A 23285-nucleotide genomic window follows, 5' to 3' on the forward strand; every position below is an offset into this window, starting at 1 on the left:
GCGGCAGTGGACCAGAGTCGAGAGGTGAAAATCTCTCGCAGCGTTATTGCGAGGAGCCCTTGCGACGAAGCAATCCAGACGGTCTCCGCGAACACATTCCTGGATTGTTTCGCGGAGCCTGTCATCGGGCCGCGCTTCGCGCGGACCCGTTGGCTCGCAATGACGGAACCTGGCTGCGCCGCTTAGCTTGCCGCAGCCATCGACCGGGCGTAACCTCGCGCAATGCTCGTCACGTCCCCCGATCTGAAAGCGTTCCTGCTGGCGACGCCGTTCTTCGGCGGCCTTTCGGACGAAAGCCTCGACCTCTTGATCTCGATGCTGGTCGAGCGCCGCTTCGAGGCCAACGCGACCGTCGTGGCCGAGGGCGAGCCGGGCCGCTCGATGTTCATCGTCAAGTCCGGCCGGCTCGCGGTGAGCAAACGGGACCATGCGGGCGGCGTCATCCCGATATCGCGTTTGGAGCCTGGGGATTTCTTCGGCGAGATGACGCTGATCGAAATGCAGAACCGCTCCGCTACGGTGGTCGCGGAGGCACCGACGGTGCTGTACGAGCTGACGGCCCAAAAGCTCTATGCCTGCTACAAGGCCGACATCCACGCCTATGTGATCGTCCTGCAGAACATCAACCGCGAGCTGTGCCGGCGGCTGCGCCGGGCCGACGATCGCTTCGCGGCACTGCAGAAGAATGGCGATAATTGATAGTCCCGTAGCCCGGATGGAGCGGAGCGCAATCCGGGGCCACTGCCTCGGCGCTGAACGATCCCGGATTACGCTTGCGCTCCATCCGGGCTACGGCACCGCAGAAGAATGGGGACATTGATGGTGCGCAGAAGATAGAGCCGTCGCGAGACCATCATGTTTCGTCACCGAGATCGGCCTGGACGATCTTGGCGTCACGACTTGTCGTGCGCGTACTTCTCCAGGACCAGCCGATTATACTCGTCCCTGACGGCTCGGCGGGAAACATGCCCCTTCCGGTCCTTGGCGATTTTCAGAAGATCAGGGTCGGTCGGTGCCTTTGATTTCCGCCGAAATCTCGCAAAGAGAGGGGTCGTCGGCTCCGACATCCTTCCAAACAGGCGGTCGAACCATCCCATTGTGTCCTCCCGGACAGGGTGCGAGCTGAAAGATTATCACCATGAAATGAGGGGTCAACGTGCCGTGTGACCGCACCTTTCGAAGAGCCGCGACCGCAAACTGATATGGATCGCAATGCTTCTGAGCCGTTGGGCAAAAAAGCAGGCCTTCGGCGCAAGCCCGTCAACCCCTTTCGCGAAATTGTGCTAGAATTCTGCTGGCTTCGATCGACGGAAGAGCATCGACCATGACCCCGAAAGAAACTTATTCGCTCGTCATGGAAAGAGCGAAGCACGGCGCGCTAATAGATCGGCGTGCCCTGACCGTTTACTACATCATCGTGTGGATTGGGATTGTGTGCTCCGTCATCCCAATTCAGTCGGCGTTCTTTCCGCGCGAATATTTCCTGGTCACCGCTGTGGGATTCCCCTTCGTGCCATTGCTGCTAGCATTGGCTATTTGGCAATGGCTCAAGTGGCGGCATCTCCGCCCGACTTGAAACCGAGGCTAGCGACAACTGGGTCGCCCGGGTTTGGGATCCAAAAGCCGGCATCGTGGCGCCTATCAGCCCGTCGGGCAAAACACCACCTCCCGCGCAAACCGCGTCAATCCCATCCCGCGAAAAGATTCCGCTTTCTTCACAGAAGAGGGTCAAGGAACACAGCAAAACTCGGACGCTTGGCGTCGCGAGAGCACGGCTTCATGTGCGAACGCAGGAATGATCGGGCTTGCTCGCTTCGCCCATCGCTCGAGGGTCAGCGGCGGGCGGCGATCGCCGTCAGCTCCAGCTTGACGCCCGGGCCGAGATCCGCAACGCCGATCGCGGCACGCGCCGGCAGATGTTCCGCGGCGAAATAGCGCTTCCACACCTGGTTGAACGCGGCCTTGTCGGCGAGGTCGGCCACGAAGATCGTCACCTGCAGAACGCAGGACAGATCGGAGCCGGCCCCCTCGAGCAGGGTCTTCAACTGGCGCAGCACATCGTCGGCCTGGCCCGCCATGTCGAGCCCGGCATCTTCAGGGACGATGCCGCCGAGATAGAGCACGCCATTATGCTCGACGATCTCGTGGAGCAGTCCTTCATATGGCAGGGAACGTGTGATCACGATGGCATCCGTGGCTGTTGCGGGCGCGCTGGCCAGGCGCAAGGCTTGGTTCAACACGGCTCGCGTCGATGGGGAAAGCTGGTGCTGCCAGACAGGATTGAACTGTCGACCTCTCCATTACCAAGGGGGAGCTTGAGAGTGCAAAAACACTGCTAAAATAAGCCTTTCAGAACTTTGCAGAAAAGCCTTTGCACGAATTTTGTACACCCTAGGGAAGGGTCATGAGTCCACAACGCATTGAAAACAAAAGTAGTTTAAACTGTAGAGCACTCCATTGTCAAAGTCGACTATTTGCGACCGTCGGCCAACCGCTTCGCCAATACCGCGCCCGTAATGTCGAACGCGCGGCTGTTGACTACTAAAAGGGAATGTCGTCGTTTGTGCCGCGCGTGAGATCGCGGGCCACGTACTCACCGCCATGAGTGTTGAGCGTTTCTAGCAACTCCGCTCGGGAGATTTTTTCCGTTTTGTAAATGTGAAGGCAGAAAGCACCGAAGCTGTGCGCGCCCGGAAGATCGGCCTGTTCCGCGACCCTAGCTTTCAGAATGCGCCGAACCTGATCCTGTGTCAGGTCATCGAGGACCGGCTCCAGCGATTGATAATTCGAGTTCGCTATTTCCCAGTTCCTTGAGCTGCAGTACAGGTTGACGCAGGCATCAATGACGATGGGGTGCTTTGTTTGCTGTGCGATGTTTCGCAAGCCGCTCAATGGTAGTCGCCATAGGCGCTCGCGGCTCACTTCTTCCAGGTCCCGCTCCTTGAGCGCGATCGGAATAGCGTGCTCTGCGATGTTGTCGTTCGAGAGACGCACCATTTCTTTCACGCGATTGCGATTGTCGTCTTCGAGCATTTCCCACGTTCGTCCATAGTGCATGAGCAGCCCGAAGAAGTAGAGCAGGTCGGGATCAGATACGCGCCTTCCCATCTTGTTCAAGGCACCCTTGATGCGAGGGCCGCATATATCTGAATGCATTTCGCTCAGCGCGCAAATGGCGCTGAGCGTCCGCCTCAGTCCTTTGAGGTCTGGACCGCCTTCGATGTAGCCATACGTGAGTTGGTCAATGGTGGCGCGGATCACGCTTTCACGGACACGATCTAGACCGATTGATTTGAGCTGCAGCTTTGCGTTGTCTATGTCCAAAGGGAAGTATTGAGAGGTGACAAGCCGCAAGACCTGAGCGGTCGCCGCTCTACCCTGCACCGGCGCCTGTGACAGAACGTGTTGGATCGCGTGCACTAGGTGCGCCCGCGCGAGTTCGCCGCTTGGCGAGTAGGGGGTTTCCATGCCCTGGTAGCTCGGATGCGCACACCTGTTCCGGTCGTCATGCAGCCGCGTCAGGTCCAAGACTTCCATACCCTCAAAGAAGCCGAACTGCGTATTACAAATGTCCACGATACCGCGCTCTAGATCGAGCGACTTTTTAATCGCACCCAGATCGTTCTGAGCGATGAGGGGTTGAAATCGATTTAGGTCGGCGACGATTTGTTGCGCGGCAGGGTCGCCCGACAGCGCGATTTCACGAATCTTGGAAATCAGGTCATAAACTACGGCTACCCAGGTTGCGACGATGCAGGCACGGTACGCCCCTGCCTTGTAGCAGGTTACGGCCTCCACAATGTACTTGCGGCCTTCTTCCGTTCTGCATCGCAAAACGAGCTCATCGAGATCACCCAGACTCATTCCGTAGCAGCCCCAACTAACCGGTTACGTCTCTCAACCTCTCCGAGAGACGCTGTTTTGCAATTCTAAGATGAATCGGAGTGGCCCAGCAGGCCATGTTGCTTGAGAACCTGATGAATTTTTCTAACTTCATCGGGAAAGCGCTGAAGGGCTTCATTCGCGTCGTAGCGAGCCGCCGCCCAGCGGCCAAGATTCTCAGGATAGCAGGCGCCTATACCAACAAAGTCGGCATATACCGCGTGCGCGTTGTCGAATCCGACGACCAAGCGGAGCCAGCCCTTCTGACCCATCTTCTCGTAGTAAAATCCGGGTTCGACTAACGATGGAATCATCTTAGTCAATCTATGGAGTGATCCGCAAAAAAATGGATGACCAATCACAGTGTGCCAAACGTTCGTGTCGCTACACTGCAAATTAGTTAAGTGGTGCTGCCAGACAGGATTGAACTGTCGACCTCTCCATTCATCACACCGATGCTTTCGCACCCGCCTTGCGGCGTTTGTGTGCTGGACCATCCCTTCACCGTCGATCTCGAAAGACCTTTAGGTGCCGCCCGTCTGGCCTCTACACCTTCCCGAATTGCTCGGGCTTGGCTCGGGATTGCCGTCAGTTACCTGGACGGTTTCCCCGAATTTGAGCGGTTACGATTCCGATCGTTTCCAACCGGATGGGCAATAGTTACCAATGGAGTGCTCTACCACTGAGCTACGGCAGCGAGCCACGGGCACCGTCTAACGTGTGACAGCGAGTCTGGCAATAGAGACGCTAGAGGAAAAGAGCGCGGCAAGTACCAATGTTGACTGCACTAATTTTGCACGAGTTTTGATGCGTTTTCATGCTCTGTTCTGCTTTTTTGTGCAGTTTTAGTCAGGAGCGAAAACGAAGAAAGTGCTTATTTTAAAGGGGTTTGAGAGATTCCAAGACTCTCGATAGCTGCATTACCAATGGAGTGCTCTACCACTGAGCTACGGCAGCATGTGCTGGGACAAGAATCGGCCGCCCGAGGGGCCTACCAAGCGGGCCGATATCTGCCACAAGCCCCCCTCCTGTGCAAGCTTGCTAGCCCCGCCAACACGAGAAAATCGGGCCGATATCGGCGCCAAAATGCCCGGTTTCGCCCGAAACGACCGACTTCACGCCGATTCGGGGTCTGATATCCCTGCCCAACTGGTCAGTTGGCCTGGGGCCCGGATTCGATCCATCTCGCGTTTCAAATGGGCGTATCGCGTTGCCTCTTGAGCTGCCACACTTCGATGGCATCCTGCTGCCGGTTGCTGGGATGGAGCCGCGATGGCTGACGAGACTGACAAGAGCGCGAGGCAGGCGAGGGTGTCCCGGGACGACCGGCTGAAATCGGCGCTGCGCGAAAACCTGAAGCGGCGGAAGGTGCAGGCGCGCGAACGCGCCGCAATCACCGACCCCTCGCAGAACGACGATGGTTCCCTAAATGAGGGGGCCGCCGGCAAGACCCGTCGTTGAAGCCGGCTGCTGGAAATTTTGGAGTGCATGCAGTGACCATGGGGCAGGACGAAACACAACGAACCGACCGTGATGCGCAGCTGGTGCGGTTCACCCGCCCCGAGCAGACCTTTCCGGCGCTGACCCCCGCCGAGATCGAACGGATCAGGCACTTCGGCGAAATCCGCACCTATGCGGACGGCGAGTTGCTGTTCGAGACCGGCAAGCCCGGGCCCGGCATGTTCGTCGTGCTCAAGGGCCGTGTCGCCATCAGCCAGCGCGACGGCCTTGGTCACGTCATCCCGGTGATCGACCAGGGGCCGGGGCAATTCCTGGCCGAGCTCAGCCAGCTCTCGGGACAGCCGGCGCTGGTCGACGGCCGCGCCGAGGGCGAGGTCGAGACGCTGCTGCTGCCGCCGGACCGGCTGCGCGCGCTCTTGGTCGCCGAGGCCGACCTTGGCGAGCGCATCATGCGGGCGCTGATCCTGCGCCGGGTCAATCTGATCCAGGGCGGCGTCGGCGGTCCCGTGCTGATCGGACCGTCGAACTCCGTCGGCCTGGTTCGGCTGCAGGGCTTTCTCACCCGCAACGGCCAGCCGCATCATCTGCTCGATCCCGACCGCGAACGCGGCGGCGCCGAATTGATCGCGCGTTATTCGCCCAAGCCCGAAGACTGGCCGCTGGTCGTCACCGCCGATGGCGCGGTGCTGCGCAACCCCAATGAGACCGAGCTTGCGCGCGCCATCGGCATGATCGGCGGCGCCAAGGGCGACCGCATCTACGACGTTGCGGTCGTCGGCTGCGGACCGGCCGGGCTCGCCACCGCGGTCTATGCCGCATCCGAAGGGCTGTCGGTCGCCGTGCTCGATACCCGCGCCTTCGGCGGCCAGGCCGGCGCCAGCGCGCGCATCGAGAACTATCTGGGCTTTCCGACCGGCATTTCCGGCCAGGCCTTGACCGCGCGTGCCTTCACCCAGGCGCAGAAGTTCGGCGCCGACATCATGATTCCCGTCACGGTGAAGTCGCTCGACTGCTCGCGCAAGGACGGCGCATTTTCGGTGGCGTTGGAGGGCAGCGATCCCTTGCGCTCACGTTCGGTGGTGGTCGCGAGCGGCGCACGCTATCGCCGCCCCGACATCGCCAACCTCGACACGTTCGAGGGCCGCGGCGTCTGGTACTGGGCATCGCCCGTGGAGGCACGGCTCTGCGCCGGCGAGGAGGTGGCTCTGGTCGGCGCCGGCAATTCGGCAGGCCAAGCGGCCGTGTTCCTGTCCGGTCACGCGAAGAAGGTGCTGATGATCATCCGCGGCGGAGGCTTGGGTGCCAGCATGTCGCGCTATCTCATCGAGCGCATCGAAGCGACGCCGAACATCGAATTGATGTTCAACACCGAGATCACCGCACTCGAGGGCGACGAGGCGTCGCTGCTGCGGCGCATCCGCTGGAAGAGCCGGCTGTCGGATGACGAGGATTCCGCCGACATCCGCAATCTCTTCCTGTTCGTCGGCGCCGATCCCGCCACGTCCTGGCTCGACGGTTGCGGCGTGACGCTCGATCGCGGCGGTTTCGTCGTGACCGGCGCGCAGTCCGAGCAGAACCAGGGCAAGCTGGTGGCGCCGCTGGAGACCTCCGTGCCCGGCGTCTACGCCGTCGGCGACGTCCGCTCCGGCTCGGTCAAGCGCGTCGGCGGAGCCATCGGCGAGGGTGCGCAGGTCGTCGCCTCCCTGCACGGCTATCTCGGCGACGCCGCAAAACCGGCGCTTTAGGCAAGGACAAGAGCAAGGACAATACAAGGGAATGGCAAGCCGAATCCGGCTTGCCATCTTGCCGACAACTACAGACTATCCCCTCGTCGCGAGGCCAATCGCGCGCGGAAAAAACAAGGATTCAACGGGAGGACTAAATGGCTGAAGTCGTTGTGCTCTACAAGACACCCAAGGATGCTGCCGCCTTCGACAATTACTATGCCGAGACCCACATTCCGCTCGCCAAGAAGCTTCCCGGCCTGAAGAACTACGCCGTCAGCAAGGGGCCGGTCGCCTCTCCCGCGGGTCCTTCCGGAATCCATCTCGTCGCCATCCTCACTTTCGACAGCGTCGCCGACGTTCAGGCGGCCTTCGCCAGCCCGGAAGGCAAGGCGACCGGCGCTGATGTGCCGAAATTCGCCAGCGGCGGCGCCGACATCCTGATCTTCGACACCAAGGACGTGTGAGAGATCGATTCAACTTTCGTTGAATCCTGCAAGCTCCATCCGGGCGACGAACACGAAACTGCCGTCGTTTGTGACAGCGCTGCAAAAAGTTCAGCCATGCGTTTTTCGATTTCGCGCGATGACGCATGGCTGCGCGCCTGCATGTGACGACAACGCAGGTGGCAATCCCATGAGGATCGTAATACTACTCTCGTCACCTCAACGGAGAGTAGGAGAGATGTCATGATCTTTGGGTTGAGTCTGCCCGCCCTCACGCTGATCCATGTCATCATCAGCCTGATTGCCATCATCGCCGGGCTCGTCGTGATGTTCGGCCTGCTCGGCTCGAAGCCGATGCCGGGCCTGACTGCGATCTTCCTGCTGTTCACCATCCTCACCAGCGCCACCGGCTTCCTGTTTCCGTTCAAGGAGCTGCTGCCCTCGCACATCATCGGCATCATCTCGCTGCTGCTGCTCGCCGTCGCCTGCTTTGCGCTCTACGGCATGAAGCTCGCCGGCGTCTGGCGCCCGGTCTACATCGTGACCGCGATGATCTCGCTCTATTTCAACGTCTTCGTGCTGGTGATCCAGTCGTTCCTGAAGGTGCCCGCGCTTGCCGCGCTCGCGCCCGCCGTGCCGCCGGCGCCGCCATCGGGGCCGGTGTTCGCCGTGGTGCAGGGCATCGTGCTGGTGTTTTTCGTCGTGCTGACCATCGGCGCCTGGCGCCGCTACAAGCCCATGGCGTTTGCCTGATTTATCGCGAAGCGCGACGCGCCTTCCGGGTCCGCGCTAACGCGCGTCCCGGAATGATTGGAGCTTAAAAGGAGCCCCCACCATGCCCACCATCACCACCAAGGACGGCGTCGAGATTTTCTACAAGGATTGGGGTTCGGGCCAGCCGATCGTGTTCAGCCATGGCTGGCCGCTGTCGTCGGACGATTGGGACGCGCAGATGATGTATTTCGTCACGCGCGGCTATCGCGTCGTCGCGCACGACCGCCGTGGCCACGGCCGCTCGGCGCAGGTCGCCGACGGCCACGACATGGATCATTATGCCGACGATCTCGCCGCGCTCACCGCGCATCTCGACCTCAAGAACGCCCTCCATGTCGGCCATTCCACCGGCGGCGGCGAGGTCGTGCACTACATCGCCCGCCACGGCGAGAGCCGCGTCGCCAAGGCTGCGATCCTCTCGGCGGTGCCGCCGCTGATGGTGCAGACACCGGCCAATCCCGGCGGCCTGCCCAGAAGCGTGTTCGACGATTTCCAGGCCCAGCTCGCCGCCGGCCGCTCGGCGTTCTACCGCGACATCGCCGCCGGCCCGTTCTACGGCTACAACCGCCCCGGCGCAAAACCGCTGGAAGCCGTAATCGAAAACTGGTGGCGTCAGGGCATGATGGGCGGCGCGAAAGCGCATTACGACGGCATCGTCGCGTTCTCGCAGACCGATTTCACCGAGGATCTGAAGAAGATCAACGTGCCGGTTCTGGTGATGCACGGTGACGACGACCAGATCGTGCCTTACGCGGACTCGGCGCCGCTCTCGGCCAAGCTGCTGAAGAAGGGCATCCTGAAGACCTACAAGGGATTCCCTCACGGCATGCCGACCACGCATGCCGAGACGATCAACGCGGATCTCCTGGCGTTTTTCAAGGAGTGAGGCTTCGCGGACCCTCTCCCCCTCGTTGTGGGGAAAGGGTGGCTCGCCGCGTAGCGGCAAGACGGGCGAGGGCTTAACTTGAGTGGAAATTTCGGGGCTCGCGCGCGTTGAGCCCCATCCACTTCAGGAGAAGCGCCGGCGATGTCGTCCCAGCTCAAACTGATTGCGCTCGACCCCGACGATCTCGCCGTGATCTCGACCCATGTCCAGGACGCCCGTGTCCAGGCATCCGACATCATCTGGCGTCAGAGCGAAAAGCGGCTTGTGGTCGGAATGAGCCGGCTGGACTGGGAGCAGACATTGGAGGGCGAGACCGAGCCGCGCCGGCTGGTCGCCGCACTGCGTTTCGACCGTGTGCTCGCCTGCAAGTCGCGCAACATCGACCTCGCCGCGCCGGACAAGGTGCTGGATCTCGTCGGCATTGAATTTCACCCCCAGGACGGCCGCGCCGAGGAGCCCGGCGGCAGCGCCATGCTTTTGTTCGCCCAGGGCGGCGCCATCCGCCTGGACGTCGAGTGCCTGGAATGCGAGCTGACCGACCTCGGCGCCGACACGCTGGGCACGGGAGTCGAGGGGGAGGGGTGAAGCGGCCGGTATACCAGCGGAATGGGCTCCGGCCCTGGCCGGAACGGCATCTCCCGAGGGTTGACGCAGCTTCCCCGCCGCGCCATTGAGCAGGGACCTGGTGCGCCGACCCGCCCCTCAAGACCAGCCGGAAGCCAAGCGAAACATGCCCGTTCGCCTCGACCGCAGCAGCGCCGATTTTGACCAGCGATTCGCCGCCTTCCTCGCCGCCAAGCGCGAGGCTTCGGCCGATGTGGAGGCCGCCGCGCGCGCGATCGTCGACGATGTGGCCAGGCGCGGCGATGCCGCCCTGCTCGAAGCGACAGCCAAGTTCGACCGCTTGAGGCTGGATGCGTCCTCGTTGCGCGTCTCCGCCGCCGAGATCGAGGCCGCCGTGAAGGCCTGCGAGTCTGCGACGCTGGATGCGCTCAAGCTCGCGCGCGACCGCATCGAGACCTATCACCGCCGCCAGTTGCCGAAAGACGAGCGCTTCACTGATCCGCTCGGCGTCGAGCTCGGCTGGCGTTACACCGCGATCGAATCCGCCGGCCTCTACGTCCCCGGCGGCACGGCCGCCTATCCGTCATCGGTGCTGATGAACGCAGTGCCGGCGAAAGTCGCCGGCGTGTCACGCCTCGTGATGGTGGTGCCCTCGCCGGACGGCAAGCTCAATCCGCTGGTCTTGGCGGCCGCCCATCTCGGCGGCGTCACCGAGATCTACCGTGTCGGCGGTGCGCAGGCGGTCGCTGCGCTCGCGCATGGCACCGCGACCATCGCGCCTGTCGCCAAGATCGTCGGCCCGGGCAATGCCTATGTCGCCGCCGCCAAGCGGCTGGTGTTCGGCAAGGTCGGCATCGACATGATCGCCGGCCCCTCGGAGGTGCTCGTCGTCGCCGATGACACCGGCAATGCCGACTGGATCGCCGCCGACCTGCTGGCGCAGGCCGAGCACGACGCCAGCGCGCAGTCGATCCTGATCACGGACTCGGCACGCCTCGCCGCCGAGGTCGAAAAGGCGGTGGAGGCGCAGCTGAAGACGCTGCCGCGCGCCGCGATCGCCAGCGCGTCCTGGGCCGATTTCGGCGCCGTCATCATGGTGAAGAACCTCGCCGAGGCCATCCCGCTCGCGGACGCCATCGCGGCCGAGCATCTCGAGATCATGACCGTCGATCCCGACGCGCTCGCCGCGAAGATCCGCAATGCCGGCGCGGTGTTCCTCGGACCGCACACGCCCGAAGCGATCGGCGATTATGTCGGCGGCTCCAATCACGTGCTGCCGACGGCGCGCTCGGCGCGGTTTTCCTCCGGCCTCTCGGTGCACGACTTCATGAAGCGCACCTCGATCCTGAAATGCGGGCCCGACCAATTGCGTGCGCTGGGTCCGGCCGCGATGACGCTCGGCAAGGCGGAGGGGCTGGACGCCCATTCGCGCTCGATTGGATTGCGCCTCAATCTGTCATGACAAAGCCGCCCGAACAGGACGACTCGACCAATCGCATCGTCGGCGTCACGCTCGACGAGGACTCGATCGGCCGTTCCGGGCCCGACATCGAGCACGAGCGCGCGATCGCGATCTACGATCTGATCGAGCAGAACCTGTTCGCGCCCGAGGGTGCGGAGGGCAAGGGCCCGTTCACGCTGCATATCGGCATCACCGGCAACCGGCTGATGTTCGACATCCGCCGCGAGGATGGTACGCCTGTCGTGGCGCATCTATTGTCGCTGACGCCGTTCCGGCGGATCGTGAAGGACTATTTCATGATCTGCGACAGCTACTACCAGGCGATCCGCACCGCGACGCCGGACAAGATCGAAGCCATCGACATGGGCCGCCGCGGCATCCATGACGAAGGATCGCGCACGCTGCAGGAGCGGCTGAAAGGCAAGGTGCGGGTCGACTTCGAGACCTCGCGCCGCCTGTTCACGCTCATTACCGTCCTTCATTGGAAGGGCTGATCACGGATGGCTGCGCCCCAACGCGCACGCGATCCGCAATCGGTGCTGTTCGCCTGTGCGATGAACAGCGTGCGCTCGCCCATGGCCGAGAGCCTGTTGCAGCACATGTTTCCGCAAGGCCTCTACGTGAAGTCGGCCGGCGCCAGGAAGGGCGATCTCGATCCCTTCGCGGTCGTCGTGATGGGGGAGCTCGGCCAGGACATCTCGGCCCACAAACCGCAGACCTTCGAGGAGCTGGAGGATTGGGAGGGGCTGAATTTCGACCTCATCATCACGCTCTCGCCCGAGGCGCATCACAAGGCGCTGGAGCTGACGCGAACGCTCGCCGCCGAGGTCGAATACTGGCCGACGCAGGATCCCACCACCATCGAAGGCAGCCGCGACCAGAAGTTAGCTGCCTATCGCGAGGTCTGCGATCAGCTCCTGATGCGCATCCGGCGGCGCTTCGCCAAGGTCGGCGCGGCGAGCGGGTGATCTCGTGCCCCGGACGCAGTGCAGCGCACCTTCGCGATGCGCTGCAGAGCCGGGGCCCATCTCATCGCATGTGCAAGACCGTGGGTCCGGCTCAGCGTCGCAACATTTCATGCCGCGCCGCGTCCGGGACACGAGATCCTCCGTAACACCGGCGTCACAGACCGAGGGCACACGCTTGTCGGAAACCTCGAATCAGCAAAGTCCGGGTTCCCGGGTTGTGAAATCAGCCCCCTTCCGATAGGTTCCGCGCGCAATTTCACCCCTGCCTCATCCCCCAAATCACCTGATGCTCGGCCGCCCCAAATTCGTACTTGCCTCCGGTTCGCCGCGTCGGCTGTCGCTGCTCAACCAGGCCGGCATCGAGCCGGACGCGCTCCGCCCGGCCGACGTCGACGAGACGCCGAAGCGGGGTGAGCTGCCGCGCGCCTGCGCCAACCGGCTGGCAAGGGCCAAGGCCGACGCCGCGCTGAAGTCCGTGCAGCTCGACGACGAGTTGCGCGGCGCCTTCATCCTCGCCGCCGACACGGTGGTGGCGGTCGGCCGCCGCATCCTGCCCAAGGCGAACCTCGTGGACGAAGCCGCGCAATGCCTGCGGCTGCTGTCGGGCCGCAACCACCGCGTCTACACCGCGATTTGCCTCGTCACGCCGCGTGAGGCCTTCCGCCAGCGCCTGGTCGAGACCCGCGTCCGCTTCAAGCGCCTCTCCGAGGACGACATCCAGGCCTATATCGGTTCCGGCGAATGGCGCGGCAAAGCCGGCGGCTATGCCGTGCAGGGCATAGCCGGATCCTTCGTGGTCAAGATGGTCGGGTCCTACACCAACGTGGTCGGCCTGCCGCTCTACGAGACCACGACACTGCTCGGCGGCGAGGGTTTCCCGATCCGTTTCGGCTGGCTCAACTCCACCGCGGTCTGAGCCCAGACGACGCGCCGACAAAAACCTCGAAAACAACCCCATGCACAGTAGAATGGCCCCGCCGGGTCCGCGCAGCGGCGCATGTGCGGCTGCGCCAGGAACCCGTTTCCCGACAGACTCTTGAACCCCGCCACCTCGCGTAAGCTGCCGACACCCATGGACGATCAGGTCACCAAGCCCACCGGCTCGCTCAGAACCTGCCCGATCTGCGGCAAGCCGCAGACGCAGGCCACCCGCCCGTTCTGCTCCTCGCGCTGCCGCGACGTCGATCTGAATCGCTGGCTGAAGGGCTCCTACGTCATCCCCGGCCGCGACGACGAGACGGACGACGTCGAATAATCGACCTATATCAATGCCTTAATGGCCTCACTGAGGCGCCCCGCACCAGCCGCAGCAACCCCCGCCCGATCTTGTGCACAGAAGGGCCGCGCCCGGCGCAGCCACTTGGCGAAGCCGGGTGGACAGGCCGCTCTCGGCCCACTATAAACCGCCCGCTCGATGGGCTTTGGCCCCTCTCTTGGAGCACGCCCAGGTAGCTCAGTTGGTAGAGCATGCGACTGAAAATCGCAGTGTCGGTGGTTCGATTCCGCCCCTGGGCACCATGCCTCTGACGTCGGATATCCCCGAGATGTGGCTGCCCCTGAGGCACTACCCTCGTTCGGTATACGTGGCCGGTGGCCGCTGATATGATCCTCGGACGGTAAACGGCAGCTCGCCACCATTACTTTTTCTGCGATGCCGGCCTTCTGATCGGATCTCGATCCCGCTCGCGCCTTTCGCCTTGCCTCGACAAGAACGCTGAACAAATTCGTCAACGGCTGCCGCGTCCCCGCTCACATCAGGAGATGTGCCATGGCTGCATCGGACTGGCGTCTCGAAGGCGAATGGATGAAGAACTGCAGCTGCGCGTTTGGCTGCCCCTGCGATTTCAACGCACGGCCGACCCAAGGCTATTGCAAGGGATTGGTCGCCATGCGGATCGCCAAGGGACATTTCGAAGGGACCAGGCTCGATGGTCTCTGCTTTGCGATCACGGTCGATTTCCCTGGGCCGCTGCATGAGGGCAACGGGACAATCCAGCCCATCATCGACGAACGCGCCACGGCGGAGCAGCGTCAGGCGTTGTTCGATATCTTTTCCGGCAAGCATTCGGCCGAAGGCACGCTTTTCCAGATCGTCAGCATGATCGTCACCAAGATCCACGATCCGGTGTTCGTGCCGTTCGAGTTCTCCTTCGACAAGGACGGACGCATCGCAAGACTCCTCGCCAGGGGCGTGCTCGAGACCGATGTCGAGCCGATCAAGAATCCGGTGACCGGTGATCCGCACCGCATCCAGGTGGTCATGCCCGAGGGGTTCGAACATCGGGCGGCCGAGGTCGCATCCGCCAACATCCGCTCGACCGGCGCGATCCCGTTCGAGACCCGCGGTACGCATAGCTCGCTCGCCAATGTCGTGCAGACGCCGGAGGGCGTTGCGGCATGATGCGGCGCTGACACCGACACAAACCTCGGTGTCGGCTCCTCATCGCTATGGACAAGTCGATGCGGCGCTCGGTACTGGAACGCTTGCTCCACCGCGACCGGCTGATCGTCGCGATCGGGACCGCCGCAGTGGTGGCGCTCGCCTGGGCCTACCTCGCTGCGGGCGCCGGCATGGACACCGAGATGATGGCCGACATGCCGGACATGGCGCCGATGCCGTGGACGCCATTCTATGGCGTGCTGCTGTTCGTGATGTGGTGGGTGATGATGGTCGCGATGATGGCGCCGAGCGCGGTGCCCACCGTTCTCTTGTATGCGACCGTCAAGCGCAGGCAAGAGACTGCCTCCCGCGCCGCAACCGATAGCTGGACCTTCCTCGCCGGCTATCTCGTCACCTGGGCCGGGTTCAGTCTCGCTGCCGTCCTGGTGCAAGGAGCGTTCGAACGCTTCGGGTTGCTGTCGATGGCGATGGCGAGCACCAGCGCGATGCTGGGGGGCGGCGTTCTGATTGCAGCAGGGCTCTATCAGTTCACGCCGCTCAAACAGGCCTGCCTGCGCTATTGCGAGAGCCCGCTGTTGTTTCTCAGCCGACATTGGCGGCCCGGCACGCGCGGCGCATTCCGGATGGGACTTCGCCACGGCAGCTACTGCGTCGGCTGCTGCTGGTTTCTGATGGTATTGCTGTTCGTCGGCGGCGTGATGAACCTCGCCTGGATCATCGGCATCGCGCTCTATGTCGCCGGCGAGAAACTGCTGCCGTTCGGCCAACGACTGAGTTATGCGGCAGGCGTGCTCCTCATCCTGTCCGGCACGATCGTCGTTGCGCGCGCGATGTGAAAAGCGGTCCAAAGACGGTTAAAATGTGCGCTTTTGACATGCCCATGTGCCTGATTGCTCAAAACCGGCCGACCTCCGTGATGATACGGATGATTTGAGCTGAAGAATTGAGCTAGGTCCAAACAGAAACTTAAGGCTGTTTCAGCTACCTTTGCGCCATGAACGGCACCCGCGCGCCGCCTTCGGCCGCGGGTGTCCCTGTGCAGTCGAGGCGGAGACAAGGCGATGCCAATACTGCGAGCGAGCGCAGTTCTGCCCTGGCGGCCGGAGCGGGGGCGCGCGTCGTGATTCCCGCAGGAACAGTCCACAAAGCCGGAAGAACGATCCTGCGGAATGGTCCGCTGCAGATCGCATTGTTCTTTCTGCCCCTGGTCTGGATCGGCTATTTCGCAATCACCGCGTCTGAGCGGATGGATGCGATCCAGCAAGCGCGGTCGCACGGCAACAGCGTCGCCGAATTGTTCGAGGAGAACACCGAGCGCATCTTCGAGCGCGTGGATCAGTCGTTGCTGGTGGTACGGGCCCTCTACGCCCAGGATCCGCTGGTCTTCAGCCTGAAGTTCTGGTCCGACAAAGCCCGCATCGCCACCGGCGACGTGGTCCAACTCGCTCTGATCGGATCGGACGGATACATGATCGAGACGACGACGGGCTATTCCGGGCCGCCGCTCTATCTCGGTGATCGCGAGCACTTCGTTCATACCATGTCGCAGGCCGACGATCGCCTTTACGTGGCGAAGCCGGTGTTGGGCCGCGCGTCCAAGAAGTGGACGATACAGCTCGCGAGAAAGCTGTTCGACCTCGCGGGGAATCCGGTCGGCGTGGTCGTCGGCTCGATCAGCGTCGACGTCGTCGGCAGGTTCTACGACACCGCAAAGCTCGGCGTCGGAGGAACGCTGATGCTCAGGAACGCGAGCCACGTCGTGCTCGCCTCCCGAGGCGTGGATCAGGGCTCCGTGCTGGGACAAAACGCGCCGAGCCGCGTCGAGGGCGAACTGGGGGACGGCTTCTATGCGCAATATTGGAACGAGAACCGACCGAACCGGAGCGACCGGCTGATCACGGCGCGCAGGTCGCGCGCGTTTCCGCTCATCTTCACCGTCGGCATTTCGGAGCAGGAGATTTATTCCCGCTCCGCGTTCAGGCAGAAGGTCTATCTCGGCGGCGCGCTGCTGCTTACGTTCATCATCCTCGCCGCGACGACATTCCATTGGCGACGGCAGCAGGCGCTGGATCGCGCCCACCGCGAGCGGCGCGATTTCGCCAGCAAGTTCGAGGATGCGCTCAGGAACCTTCCCCAGGGCTTGAGCATGTTCGACGGCCGTGACCGCCTGATCGCGTTCAACGGGCAATGGCTCGAACTCTATGGCCTCGTGCCGGAAGACATTCGGATCGGTATGGATTTCCGGGAGGTGTTCGCGAAGCAGACCGCGGTGCTCGACGTCGAGGCGTACCTCGTCGATTTGAAGAACCGGCTCGCTCAGTCGGAGCAGATATCAAACACCGTCCAGTTTCCGGACGGGCGGGTCGTCTACATCTCCTACGGCCGGCGCGAGGGCGGCGGCTGGGTTGCCACGCATGAGGACATCACCGAGCGCAAGGCGTCGGCGGACCGCATCGAGCGGCTCGCGCATTACGACAGCCTGACCGGCCTTGCCAATCGCAACCTGTTCAAGGAGCGTATCGACGAAGCGCTGGTCCGCTCGCCCCGGATCGAGCCCGCGTTCGCCGTACTCCTGCTCGATCTCGACAAGTTCAAGTCGGTCAATGATGCGCTCGGCCATCAATGCGGCGACGCGTTGTTGAAGCAGGTCGCCGACCGGATCAAGGCGCAGATCCGCGATGCCGATACGGCGGCGCGAATCGGCGGCGACGAGTTTGCCGTGATCGTGGCAGCGGGCCAGGCCTCGATGCGCGACGGCGCTGCAAGCCTGGCCGCGCGGCTGGTCCAGGCCATTGCCGAGCCCTATCACATCGATGGCCATCCCGTCGTGATCGGCTGTAGCATTGGCGTTGCGCTCGTGCCCGAGCACGGCACGCGGGTCGACGAGATCCTTCGCAATGCCGATCTTGCGCTCTACAGGTCGAAGAATGCCGGCCGCAGCTGCTACCACGTCTATTCAGCGGAGCTCAAGGCGGAAGCCGATCAGCGCAACGTGCTCGAGATCGAGCTGCGTGAAGCGATCTGGCGCGAGGAGATAGAGCTCTATTATCAGCCTGTGATCGAGCTTGGCACCGGTCAGGTCAAATCGGTCGAGGCCCTGGCGCGCTGGCATCACGCCACCAGGGGCTACATCCCTCCGGCAGAGTTCATTGCGGTTGCGGAGGCGGGGGGATTGATCGTCGAGCTCGGCCAACAGGTGCTCGCCAGAGCCTGTCGCGATGCGATGAGCATGCCGGCCGACGTCAAGGTCGCCGTCAATCTCTCCGCCCTGCAATTTGCCAGCGCCAATCTCGTCGACACCGTGACGTTTGCGTTGACGCAGAGCGGGCTTCCGCAAACCCGGCTCGAGCTCGAGATCACCGAGAGCGTATTTCTCGCCGACACCGAGGAGAACCTCAGGACGCTCCAGCGCCTCAAGGCGCTCGGCGTCTCCATCGCCCTCGACGATTTCGGCGTCGGATACTCGTCCTTGTCCTATTTGACGGCCTTTCCTTTCGACAAGGTCAAGATCGACAAATCCTTCATCGACAGGATCGATCGCTGCGAGACTGTCGCCGTGCTGAAATCCATCGTGCAGCTCGCAAAGACGCTGAAGCTGTCGATCGTCGCCGAGGGGGTCGAGTCCTCCGAACAGGTCAGGCTGCTCCAATCACTCGGTATACTGCTCGGCCAGGGATTTCACTTCAGCAAGCCCGTGCCGGTTGCAAACCTCTCCTGGCAAGCCCCGACGGCGCGCCGGAAACGGCGGGTGGCGTGAGCTGAATTCCTCCGGCGTTTGTCATCATGGCCGGCCACTGCAGCCCCTTGGGCCCAAGAGAGTTGCTCAACAGTTGGTCCGGCGCCTCCGCCGTCCTGGCACTCCACTTGCTCAGTCATGACCCAACCCCAGGCCTCGGCGGAGAGGCCGTTTCAGGTTGAGGCAAGTGATGCAGGAAGTGTCCCGTTCTGGTGCTGCTGATGAACTCCGGCTCGACGCGTTGATCGCCGATTTATGGTGGCGCGTTCGGCTGATTAATACCGACATTCTCGAGGAGGAAGCGCGCGCCGGGGTGTTCGACCCGGTTCAGCCGACCTATCCCCTTCTCGCGCTCAACCTTCGCGCGCGGCGCGACAATCTGGTCGCGACGATCGGCGTGCTAGAGCAGCGCGCGAAATCGGTGTCCGAAGCGGCCTGACGACGGCTCGCGGGCGCGCCGGCAGCTCAACGACCTGGTCAACCTGCCGGCTGCAGCGCCCGAGGCGGGCGCGGGATGCAATACGCATCATCGCATGGCTCGAATGCCTCCGGCGCTTTGCCGGTAACAGTTGAATTCAGACCGCCGCCGGCCCGTGTTATTGCTGGTCTCTGCAACTCCGCGAGGCCTCCATGCTCCCCATTCCCGCCGATATCTTCACCGAACCCGAGGACGTCTCACCCGACGGCCTGGCCAATCTCGGCCCGCTTCGGCGTCTTGCCGGCACCTGGCAGGCGGACAAGGGCATCGACATCAATCCGAAGGCGGAAGGGCCGGAGCGCCGGACCTTCATCGAGCGCATCCGCATGGACCCGATCGATCCGCAGGCCAATGGGCCGCAGCTGCTGTACGGGCTGCGCTATCACATCCACATCAACACGCCCGAGGAAGACATCACCTTCCACGACCAGGTCGGCTACTGGCTGTGGGAGCCGGCGACCGGGCTGATCATGCAGACCCTGGCGATCCCGCGCGGGCAGGTGCTGCTGGCCTCGGGCAAGGCCGGACCGGATGACAGGGCGATCTCGGTCACCGCCAAGCGCGGCGACACCGCCTACGGGATCTGCTCGACCGATTTTCTGGAGCAGGCCTTCCGCACCGACTCTTATCGCTGCGACATCACCTTCAACGACGACGGCAGCTGGACCTATCTGGTCCAGACCGAGTTGTTCGTGCGCGGCGCGCCGTTCAATCACCACGACACCAACACGCTCCAGCTGGTGGCGCCGCCCAGGCTCAATCCGCTGGCGGCGATCGTGCACGGTCGTGCTGCAGGCGATGGACCCGCGGCCTGAGCGCTGCCCGGAGGATTGCATGAAACCGTACGTCATCTGCCTGATGCACTCCAGCCTCGACGGCCGCACGCATCCCAGCCGCTGGCGTCCGAAAGGCGCGGGCACGGACTGGTTCGAGAAGATCCATGAAGAGCTCGGCGGTGATGCCTGGGTGATCGGCCGCGTCACCGGGTCGGAGTTCGCCAAGGGCAAGCCCTATCCCGCGACGGACGCGACATTTCCACGCGAGAGCTGGTTCGCCCGGCGCGATGCGAAGACCTACGGTGTCGTGCTCGATGCAGAGGGCAAGATCGGCTGGGGACGCACGGAGATCGGCGGCGATCCGATCGTCGTCGTGCTGACCGAGAACGTCCCGGATTCGCATCTCGCTGGCCTGCGCGGCGAGGGCGTGTCCTACATCTTTGCCGGCAAATCCGAGATCGACCTCGCCCTGACGCTGGACATTCTCAGCCGCGAGCTCGGCGTGAAGCGTCTGCTGGTCGAGGGTGGTGGCGTCGCCAACGGCGCCTTCCTGCGCGCCGGCCTCATCGACGAATTCAATCTGATCCTCAGCCCCGCGATCGACGGCGCAAAAGGCGCCCCCTTCGTGTTCGATTCGACGGAGGCGGACGGCGATCGGCGCGCGCCGCTCACCGCGATGACGCTGGAGAGCACGCGCGAGCTCGGCGGCGGCGTCCTGCTGCTGCGCTATCTGATCCAGAACGATCCGCAAGCCGCGAGCCGGTAAGGCGCGGCCATGGCCGACACATCCGAGCATATCGTCATCGTCGGTGCCGGCGCGGCCGGCCTGATGGCGGCGCGCGAACTGGCGCGTGCCAGCCGCAAGGTAACGATCCTGGAGGCGCGCCAGCGCTGTGGCGGCCGCATTCATCCGCTGCCGGCCTCGGAGTTCGGCTATGCCGCCGATGGCGGCGCCGAGTTCGTTCATGGCGAGGCGCCGGTCACGCGCGCATTGCTGCGCGAGGCTGGCCTGGCGCTTCAGGAGATCGAAGGCGAGCAGTGGCGCTTTGACGGGACGAAGCTCACGCGCGCGGCGCGCGACGATTCCCATGAGGCGGAGCTTCAGGCCGTGCTGGGCGATTTGAAGGACGACCTCACGGTCGCCGACTTCCTGCGCCTGCATTTTGCAGGCGACAACTACGCGCCGATGCGCCATTCGATCGAGCGGATGGTCGAAGGCTATGACGCAGCCGATCCCGAACGCGCCTCCACGCTGGCGCTACGCGCGGAATGGATGGACGGCGGACACGCTCCGCAGGCGCGCATCGCCGGCGGCTACTGTGCGATGATCGAATGGATGGCGGCCGACTGCCGCAGGCACGGCGTCACCATCCGCCTCGGCTGCGTCGTGTCGGCCATTGCGGAGGAGGGCGGCGCGGTGATGGTTCGCTGCGCCGGCGGCGATGTGCAGACCTGCAACCGCGCGATCATCACCGTGCCGCTGCCGCTGCTGCGCGACATCGCGCTGCCGGCAGGCGCGCGGGCGAAGCTTGCGGCTGCCAACGACATCGGCTTCGGCAACGTCATCAAGATCCTGCTGCGCTTCGCGCGGCCATGGTGGCGCGAGCGCAAGGCAGACCTTGCCGACATGACCTTCCTGCTGTCGGATGAGGCGATCCCGGTGTGGTGGACGCGCTACCCCGAGCAGCATCCCGTGCTCACGGGCTGGTTCGGCGGGCCGCGCACGGCGGAGCTGGAAAGCCTCGACGCGCAAGCCCTGATCGATGCCGGGCTCGGCTCGCTCGCCGCCGTCTTCGGCCTGCCGCGCGATCACATCGCGCGCGAGCTGGTGGCGTCTGCTGCGACCAATTGGGCGCATGATCGCTTCGCCCGCGGCGCCTATTCGTGGGCGACGCCGCGCGCCCGCGAGGCACAGGCGATCCTCGCGCGTGCCGACGGCTTGGTGCTGTTTTCGGGTGAAGCGCTCTATCGCGGCCGCGACATGGGCACAGTCGAGGCGGCGCTGGCGAGTGGCCTGGAGACGGCGGCCGCGATCCTGCAGAGATAACAAAAGAGGCCCGCATCTCTGCGGGCCTCTCGTCTGTCCCTCTTACCAGCGACCGCCGCCGAAGCTGAACGTCACGCCGGGGCCTCCGCCGTAGTACCCATAGGGGCCACCGCCGTAATAGCTATGGCGCGGGTAGTAGCCGTAGCTTCTGTAATAGGGCCGATAATAGCCGTGATGGTGGTGACCGTGCCAGCGGTAGTGCCTGCGGTGCGCGCTGATGTCGGTGGATTGGCTTTCCTGCGCGGTTTGCTTGGCGCTTACGCTGCCGGCCGCGTTCGCCGATCCGCCGGCCAACGCCGCAGCACCGAGGGCGATCGCGGCAATGAGATATTTCATGTCATCACTCCAGTTGAATGTCGTGTGACAACACATGAGCATCCCGCGCGTTCCGGCCGGTGCGGGCGTCGAAACGACGCAGATATCAGTTCCGATGAACGCTCGTTAACGTTTGTGAACGATCGAAGGGCGCGCGTTCTATCGTCGCATGACGAGGCCTCGCCTGCCGACTGGTGCCCCGGACGCAGCGCAGCGTCTCTTCGACGATGCGCTGCTGGTGGGCCCGCTGTAATGGGTCCCGGCTCTGCGCAGCAGCGCAAGGAGCGCTGCAGCGCGTCCGGGACACGAGAGTGGGGCATACAGATTTTCGCACACACTATCACGGATGAGGATCGGGAAAGCCGTGCCGCTCGGAGAGCGCGGCGAGGATCGCGTCCTTGTCTGCGATGAAGGCGCGGCCATGATGGCTGCCGGTCTGGTGCGGCGAAGTCGCCCCAGTCGCGAGCACGAGCAGCGGCAGCGACTGATTCTCCTCGCCGACCAGCGCGATCACGGCTTGCCGCGGCCGTGGCCAGGGGATCCGCTCGACGTCGAGCTTTTCGGCCAGCTGTGGAAACGAGGCCAGCACGCCCTCGATCAGCGCGCAGTGCCAGCAATAGAAGCGTTGGCCCGGAAAGGCCGGATCCTCGAAGCCGGGACGCAGCAGAAACAGGCGGTCACGTTTCATGGGTTGCTCCGTGGCGGCATCGCCATCGTACACGTTGACGCCAGCGGACACGGAGCTACTTGAACGGATCCTGGATCGACGGCGACGATTGACGGATGCGGCGCACGCTGACCGGGGTGCCGTCGGAGACGAACAGGAGCTCGTATTTGCGGCCCTGGCTGTCGGTCGCCGAGCAGGTGACGTCGTTCACCTTCCTGGCGGCGAAGTTGCCGGTCTGGCGGCAGATCCCGGTCGAGGTCTGCTCGGCCGGCACCGGCAGGCCATCGACCTTGGGGCGGTCCTTGGAGTTGAGCAGCACGCGGTCGATTGGGAGCTCATAGGAATTGTCGTCGGCGCGCTTGCCGTTCTCGCCGGAGAACGACACCACATGACTGTCATCGGAGGGATCGTCGACTGCGACCGCGAAATTGACCCGGCCCGTGTCGCCATGGGCATAGGCCACCGTCTTGCACGGCAGGGTGCGGCCTGCGACCTTGAACGTCTTGCAGTGGCCGGACATCAGCGCCAGGAGATCGATGAAGGCGTTCTGCTGCGCCGGCGGATTGTTGACCGGAATGGGCTTGGAAGTCTCGGCAAAACAAGGACTTGCCGAGACCACGAGCAACGCGGCGAGAACCAATCGGCGAAGGCGCATCGTCGGGCTCACGTGCCAGGGGGCCATGGCGGCGGAACAGTTC

26 protein-coding genes and 2 tRNA genes are annotated in these 23285 nt (G+C 63.5%); 21 read left to right on the forward strand and 7 right to left on the reverse strand.

What is annotated here, in order from left to right; all coding sequences use genetic code 11:
- Positions 1-222: 222 nt before the first annotated feature.
- Both XI05_RS32350 and XI05_RS32355 read left to right on the forward strand, forming a co-directional pair.
- Positions 223-699 carry a Crp/Fnr family transcriptional regulator gene (locus tag XI05_RS32350; protein WP_271509502.1) on the forward strand — a complete coding sequence of 159 codons (477 nt, stop codon included), beginning with the start codon at positions 223-225 and terminating at the stop codon, positions 697-699.
- A 625-nt stretch (positions 700-1324) separates the two neighbouring features.
- A complete protein-coding gene (locus XI05_RS32355) occupies positions 1325-1576 on the forward strand; it encodes a hypothetical protein (protein WP_271509504.1) in 252 nt (83 codons plus the stop codon).
- Positions 1577-1832: 256 nt separating this feature from the next.
- Here XI05_RS32355 and XI05_RS32360 read toward each other — a convergent pair whose 3' ends face one another.
- The 4 genes from XI05_RS32360 to XI05_RS32375 all read right to left on the reverse strand — a co-directional run bounded on the left by XI05_RS32360 (position 1833) and on the right by XI05_RS32375 (position 4831).
- Entirely contained in the window at positions 1833-2183 is a 351-nt protein-coding gene (locus tag XI05_RS32360) for a RidA family protein (RefSeq protein WP_271509506.1), read from the reverse strand.
- 358 nt (positions 2184-2541) lie between these two features.
- A complete protein-coding gene (locus tag XI05_RS32365) occupies positions 2542-3864 on the reverse strand; it encodes a hypothetical protein (RefSeq protein WP_271509507.1) in 1323 nt (440 codons plus the stop codon).
- Between the two features lie 65 nt (positions 3865-3929).
- Positions 3930-4205 carry a hypothetical protein gene (locus XI05_RS32370; protein WP_271509509.1) on the reverse strand — a complete coding sequence of 92 codons (276 nt, stop codon included), beginning with the start codon at positions 4203-4205 and terminating at the stop codon, positions 3930-3932.
- Positions 4206-4772: 567 nt separating this feature from the next.
- Positions 4773-4831, reverse strand: a tRNA-Thr gene (locus XI05_RS32375).
- A gap of 323 nt (positions 4832-5154) precedes the next feature.
- Between XI05_RS32375 and XI05_RS32380 the strand changes: the two genes are divergently transcribed.
- The 19 genes from XI05_RS32380 (at position 5155) to XI05_RS32470 (ending at position 21605) form a co-directional block, all read left to right on the forward strand.
- On the forward strand, positions 5155-5343 hold the full coding sequence (locus XI05_RS32380; protein WP_271509510.1) for a hypothetical protein: 189 nt from the start codon (positions 5155-5157) through the stop codon (positions 5341-5343).
- Between the two features lie 38 nt (positions 5344-5381).
- Positions 5382-7088, forward strand: a complete 1707-nt coding sequence (locus XI05_RS32385) for an FAD-dependent oxidoreductase (RefSeq protein ID WP_271510066.1) — start codon at positions 5382-5384, stop codon at positions 7086-7088.
- Positions 7089-7225: 137 nt separating this feature from the next.
- Positions 7226-7534, forward strand: a complete 309-nt coding sequence (locus XI05_RS32390) for an EthD family reductase (protein WP_271509512.1) — start codon at positions 7226-7228, stop codon at positions 7532-7534.
- Positions 7535-7756: 222 nt separating this feature from the next.
- Entirely contained in the window at positions 7757-8266 is a 510-nt protein-coding gene (locus tag XI05_RS32395) for a hypothetical protein (protein WP_271509514.1), read from the forward strand.
- An 82-nt stretch (positions 8267-8348) separates the two neighbouring features.
- Complete coding sequence (locus XI05_RS32400; RefSeq protein WP_271509516.1) at positions 8349-9173, forward strand: alpha/beta fold hydrolase; 825 nt, start codon at positions 8349-8351, stop codon at positions 9171-9173.
- A 141-nt stretch (positions 9174-9314) separates the two neighbouring features.
- Entirely contained in the window at positions 9315-9758 is a 444-nt protein-coding gene (locus XI05_RS32405) for a DUF2948 family protein (protein WP_271509518.1), read from the forward strand.
- A gap of 145 nt (positions 9759-9903) precedes the next feature.
- Complete coding sequence (gene hisD / locus XI05_RS32410; protein WP_271509520.1) at positions 9904-11199, forward strand: histidinol dehydrogenase; 1296 nt, start codon at positions 9904-9906, stop codon at positions 11197-11199.
- On the forward strand, positions 11196-11693 hold the full coding sequence (locus tag XI05_RS32415; RefSeq protein WP_172785141.1) for a UPF0262 family protein: 498 nt from the start codon (positions 11196-11198) through the stop codon (positions 11691-11693). The genes hisD and XI05_RS32415 overlap by 4 nt, the downstream gene beginning before the upstream one ends.
- 6 nt (positions 11694-11699) lie before the next feature.
- Entirely contained in the window at positions 11700-12167 is a 468-nt protein-coding gene (locus XI05_RS32420) for an arsenate-mycothiol transferase ArsC (RefSeq protein WP_271509522.1), read from the forward strand.
- 286 nt (positions 12168-12453) lie between these two features.
- Complete coding sequence (locus XI05_RS32425) at positions 12454-13083, forward strand: Maf-like protein (protein WP_172785139.1); 630 nt, start codon at positions 12454-12456, stop codon at positions 13081-13083.
- 156 nt (positions 13084-13239) lie between these two features.
- A complete protein-coding gene (gene yacG / locus XI05_RS32430; protein WP_271509524.1) occupies positions 13240-13422 on the forward strand; it encodes a DNA gyrase inhibitor YacG in 183 nt (60 codons plus the stop codon).
- A gap of 187 nt (positions 13423-13609) precedes the next feature.
- Positions 13610-13685, forward strand: a tRNA-Phe gene (locus XI05_RS32435).
- Positions 13686-13935: 250 nt separating this feature from the next.
- A complete protein-coding gene (locus tag XI05_RS32440; RefSeq protein WP_172785138.1) occupies positions 13936-14568 on the forward strand; it encodes a DUF1326 domain-containing protein in 633 nt (210 codons plus the stop codon).
- Between the two features lie 59 nt (positions 14569-14627).
- The gene (locus tag XI05_RS32445) at positions 14628-15404 is read left to right on the forward strand and encodes a DUF2182 domain-containing protein (protein ID WP_271509526.1); all 777 of its coding nucleotides are present in this window, start codon (positions 14628-14630) and stop codon (positions 15402-15404) included.
- Between the two features lie 353 nt (positions 15405-15757).
- Positions 15758-18325 carry a bifunctional diguanylate cyclase/phosphodiesterase gene (locus XI05_RS32450; RefSeq protein ID WP_271509528.1) on the forward strand — a complete coding sequence of 856 codons (2568 nt, stop codon included), beginning with the start codon at positions 15758-15760 and terminating at the stop codon, positions 18323-18325.
- A 169-nt stretch (positions 18326-18494) separates the two neighbouring features.
- A complete protein-coding gene (locus XI05_RS32455) occupies positions 18495-18743 on the forward strand; it encodes a hypothetical protein (protein ID WP_271509530.1) in 249 nt (82 codons plus the stop codon).
- Between the two features lie 191 nt (positions 18744-18934).
- Positions 18935-19597 (forward strand): FABP family protein, encoded by a 663-nt coding sequence (locus XI05_RS32460; RefSeq protein ID WP_271509533.1) that lies wholly within the window; start codon positions 18935-18937, stop codon positions 19595-19597.
- A gap of 19 nt (positions 19598-19616) precedes the next feature.
- Positions 19617-20324, forward strand: a complete 708-nt coding sequence (locus XI05_RS32465; protein ID WP_271509535.1) for a RibD family protein — start codon at positions 19617-19619, stop codon at positions 20322-20324.
- A 9-nt stretch (positions 20325-20333) separates the two neighbouring features.
- Positions 20334-21605, forward strand: coding sequence for a flavin monoamine oxidase family protein (locus tag XI05_RS32470; RefSeq protein ID WP_271509536.1), 1272 nt, complete (start codon positions 20334-20336; stop codon positions 21603-21605).
- Positions 21606-21647: 42 nt separating this feature from the next.
- Here the strand turns inward: XI05_RS32470 and XI05_RS32475 are convergent, their stop codons facing one another.
- From XI05_RS32475 to XI05_RS32485, 3 genes are all read right to left on the reverse strand, one after another.
- On the reverse strand, positions 21648-21941 hold the full coding sequence (locus XI05_RS32475) for a hypothetical protein (RefSeq protein WP_172785131.1): 294 nt from the start codon (positions 21939-21941) through the stop codon (positions 21648-21650).
- 319 nt (positions 21942-22260) lie between these two features.
- Positions 22261-22608: a DUF3088 domain-containing protein gene (locus tag XI05_RS32480; RefSeq protein WP_271509537.1), complete on the reverse strand. Its 348-nt coding sequence runs from the start codon at positions 22606-22608 to the stop codon at positions 22261-22263.
- Positions 22609-22663: 55 nt separating this feature from the next.
- A complete protein-coding gene (locus tag XI05_RS32485; protein ID WP_271509539.1) occupies positions 22664-23242 on the reverse strand; it encodes a hypothetical protein in 579 nt (192 codons plus the stop codon).
- Positions 23243-23285 lie beyond the last annotated feature (43 nt).

Origin of the sequence: Bradyrhizobium sp. CCBAU 11357 (assembly GCF_028128865.1) — a bacterium.
Lineage (GTDB): Bacteria > Pseudomonadota > Alphaproteobacteria > Rhizobiales > Xanthobacteraceae > Bradyrhizobium.